Here is a 3,545-nt window from a genome sequence, read left to right as displayed (position 1 = left end):
CTGATAACTGATAACTGATAACTGATAACTGAATTAATGATCCTTCCTGAATTATTTGACCTTTGGCAAGAAACCCTAGAATGGCAACCCGATGGGGCCCAACAAGCGCGATTTCAACAACTTTATGACTTGATTTTAGAGGGTAATCAACGTTTTAATCTCACTCGAATTACCCAACCGGAGGAGTTTTGGGAAAAACATCTTTGGGATTCTTTATCGGGTTTAGCTTGGTTACAAAAATCCCAGCCAGATTTATTGACAAAATCCCTATCAGTCATCGATTTGGGGACCGGGGCCGGATTTCCGGGAGTGCCAATTGCGATCGCATATCCCCATTGGTCGGTGACTCTCTTAGATTCCACCCAAAAAAAGATTAATTTTCTTGAAGAAGTTATTGACAAATTAGAGTTAAATAACACGAAAACTCGTTTAGGTCGGGCGGAAATCGTCGGGAAAAACCTTAAACATAACTGTGCTTACGATATCGTCTGTTTGCGAGCGGTAGGTAATGTGGATATCTGTGTTAACTATGCTTTGCCTTTCCTGAAAAAGACCGGAATCGCTATTCTCTATCGTGGTCAGTGGTCCGCGCAGGATAGTTTAAGTTTAGAGGAGAATCTAGGGAAAGCTGGCGGTAAAATCCTCGAAATTGCCAGTTTTACCACTCCCTTAAGCGAAAGCGTCCGTCATTGTCTATATATCTCCAAGAAATAACTTTAAGCGGTGAGAGGATGGAAAAAGAAAGCCAAGGCCAGGATAGCATAGGTAGCTAAGAGTAACATTCCTTCTAACCAATTCGATCGCCCATCACTACTAATCGAATTAGCCAACCACACCGCTACAGCCACTGCCACCAACTCAAAGGGATTAAAATTTAGATCCATGGGCTGACCGATAATATAACCCATGATAACCAAAACCGGAGCCACAAACAGGGCGATTTGCATACTGGAACCAACGGCCACAGATACCGATAGATCCATTTTATTCTTAAGGGCGACGGTGACAGCCGTAGCGTGTTCGGCCGCATTACCGATAATAGGCAAAAGAATCACCCCGGTAAACAGCGCCGTTAAACCTAGCTGTTCCGTAGCCTCCTCTAGGGATGCCACCAATAACTCCGATTCTACGGCCACGGCGATGGTAACGATCAATAAAATCAAAGACCAAAACCAGATTTTCGGCCTTGCGGTGCTTTCTCTGGCGCTTTCCTCCTCGATACCGGCAACCCCGACATCGTAGAGATAGGTGTGGGTTTTCATGGAAAATAAGAGACTTAAACCATAGACGAAAATTAACACCGCTGCCACGGCCACGGATAGACGTTGCAGGACTGCTTCCCCGACTCCCGTGGAGGTAAATTCCACGGCAGTGGGTAAAAGAATCGCCACCACCGCTAAATTCATGGCTGAGGCATTTAAACGAGCGGTTATTGGTTGAAATTCCTGTTCTTTGAAGCGTAAACCGCCTAAAAACATCGATAATCCCATAACTAAGAGTAAATTACCGATAATTGAGCCAGTAATCGTCGCTTTTACCACATCGATGAAACCTTCCCGCAAAGCGACATAGGCAAGAATTAATTCTGTGGCATTGCCAAAGGTGGCATTCATCAAACCGCCAATATTTGGCCCGACCACCACCGCAATCGCTTCCGTGGCTTCCCCCATGTAGGCTGCTAGGGGGATAATAGCTAGACAAGCGGTGATAAAAACTACCGTTCCGCCCCAGTGTAACAGGGAACCGGCGATCGATAGCGGCACAAAAATCAATAAGATGGCGAAAATGGTGTTTTTGCTTAACATAAAGTGAGTATTTTGTCAAGATAATTTTATTTTGATCGGAGATGGGAACTAGAAGCGGATTCTAGCCAAAATTCCCCGGTGGAACCGCTTATTACCCATAATATTGCCCTAAAACCGTCTCTGAGGGACTTTTCTAGGGGTTCGGGGGGTGATTGGGAGGGAACAGTCACCGGTTTAATCATAATTCCGCGACTACCAAAAACAATTTCTCCCACTAATCGCGCCCTTCTCATGTGATTATCGGAAGTGACTAGATAGACACTATCAATACCTTGGGCTTTCAGTTGATCGGCTAGGCTAGTAAAGTTAGTGACAGTATCTCGCGCATTGTAATCGAGATGGAGACGTTCTGGGGGAATTCCCGCTTTTTTAAAAATCTTTCTCACATATCGTCGCGGACTACCGGAAGACACCCAAATCGGTAGATCGGGATATTCCTTAGCCAATTTTGCCGCAAAACGTTCTCGATCGGCATGACCTCCCAAAACAAAAATCGCTTCCGGTTTTAGCCACTGCTGACGTAAATCGTGGTATAACCAGCCTAAAATCGCCAAAATTAGCGGAATAGCCAGCAATTTTAACCTAGATTTGCCTAACTTCGCTTTCAGAGAAACTCGCTTTTTTCTGCGAGAATTAGCCTTGAGAACCATATATCAGTGATCGGTGATCAGTTGTCAGCCTTCAGCTTTGTGGATTAAAGTGATCGAGGGTGAGGGTCATCGAACTCACATTGACGTAGGAGATAGGGATTTTATCCCCTAACTGACCGATAATTTTCCTGGAACTCAGGGGGATTGATGGGGTCGCTTACATCCCCCACCAACGGGCCACCGCTTCGGGAAGGGGTAGCAAAATACTTAATAACAAAGCCAGGGAAAATAAACCTAATAAATCTCGTTTATTATCCAATTCGGTGACATCATTTAAAGCTGGTTCGCTGACTGGCATTAATAAGAGAATAATCGCCCAGAGTAAAAAATCTGGTTGCACTAGGGCTAAAATAAACATGAATAATCGAGTTAATCGACCGATAATTATGGCGGTTTTCTGCCCATACATGGCGTGAACAATATGACCACCATCCAATTGACCCACGGGCATTAAATTTAGGGCTGTAACGATAATTCCCACATAACCTGCCACCGCTAAAGGATGTAAATGGATCGCTTTTCCGGCGATTAAATTACTGCCGAGGGCTAGTTTAGCTAGGATAGATAAGAGAAAAGAAAACTGCGGATTTAGGGCTTGAAAATTTAATAAACTGCTTTGATTAGTTAGGGGAACTATTTCCGAGAGGGACAATCCCCAAAATAGTAGAGGAAGAGCGATAATTATACCCCCCAAAGGACCAGCCACCGCCACATCAAATAAAGCTTTGCGGGTGGGTACAGGCGATCGCATTTGAATGAAAGCCCCGAAAGTGCCGAGGAAGAAAGGAAAGGGGATAAAATAGGGCAAAGTGGTTTTAATTTTATATTTAACGGCGGTAAAATAATGGCTGAATTCGTGCAGTCCTAAAATAGCAATTAAGCCTAAACTGTAGGGTAAACCTTGCAATAATAAACTAGAATTATTTTCTAATTGTTGGGTGGTAATGCCACTTAATCCCGCACCGATGACCGTGGTAGTTAAGAGAGTTAATAACAATAAACCCAGGGCAAGAAAGGGGCGAGTAATTTTTTCAGTTTCTATAGTTTCTGTTTTTTGCTGCCAGGGATTAGCCACAAGAGCGAAAAAAGG

At 44.1% G+C, this 3,545-nt stretch carries 4 protein-coding genes; 1 reads left to right on the top strand and 3 read right to left on the bottom strand.

The genetic code is table 11. The features are described from left to right. Nucleotides 1–36 precede the first annotated feature (36 nt). Nucleotides 37–714, top strand: coding sequence for a 16S rRNA (guanine(527)-N(7))-methyltransferase RsmG (rsmG, locus tag PX636_RS18950; RefSeq protein ID WP_012267707.1), 678 nt, complete (start codon nucleotides 37–39; stop codon nucleotides 712–714). A 2-nt stretch (nucleotides 715–716) separates the two neighbouring features. Here the strand turns inward: rsmG and cax are convergent, their stop codons facing one another. The 3 genes from cax to PX636_RS18935 form a co-directional block, all read right to left on the bottom strand. After that, nucleotides 717–1,805: a calcium/proton exchanger gene (gene cax / locus PX636_RS18945; protein WP_002796139.1), complete on the bottom strand. Its 1,089-nt coding sequence runs from the start codon at nucleotides 1,803–1,805 to the stop codon at nucleotides 717–719. A 26-nt stretch (nucleotides 1,806–1,831) separates the two neighbouring features. Continuing rightward, nucleotides 1,832–2,455 carry a YdcF family protein gene (locus PX636_RS18940; protein WP_288094633.1) on the bottom strand — a complete coding sequence of 208 codons (624 nt, stop codon included), beginning with the start codon at nucleotides 2,453–2,455 and terminating at the stop codon, nucleotides 1,832–1,834. A gap of 157 nt (nucleotides 2,456–2,612) precedes the next feature. Next, nucleotides 2,613–3,545: site-2 protease family protein (locus PX636_RS18935; RefSeq protein WP_288118295.1), on the bottom strand; the 933-nt coding region annotated here is incomplete at its 5' end.

It is taken from the genome of Microcystis sp. M53598_WE2 (assembly GCF_030067735.1).
Taxonomy (GTDB): Bacteria; Cyanobacteriota; Cyanobacteriia; order Cyanobacteriales; family Microcystaceae; genus Microcystis; species Microcystis aeruginosa.
This window is presented reverse-complemented; position numbering and strand designations above follow the sequence as displayed.

Bases quoted from the DNA above. Each gene is read 5' to 3' on its own strand.
- rsmG (WP_012267707.1), top strand. From the start codon at position 37: ATGATCCTTCCTGAATTATTTGACCTTTGGCAAGAAACCCTAGAATGG.
- cax (WP_002796139.1), bottom strand. From the start codon at position 1,805: ATGTTAAGCAAAAACACCATTTTCGCCATCTTATTGATTTTTGTGCCG.
- PX636_RS18940 (WP_288094633.1), bottom strand. From the start codon at position 2,455: ATGGTTCTCAAGGCTAATTCTCGCAGAAAAAAGCGAGTTTCTCTGAAA.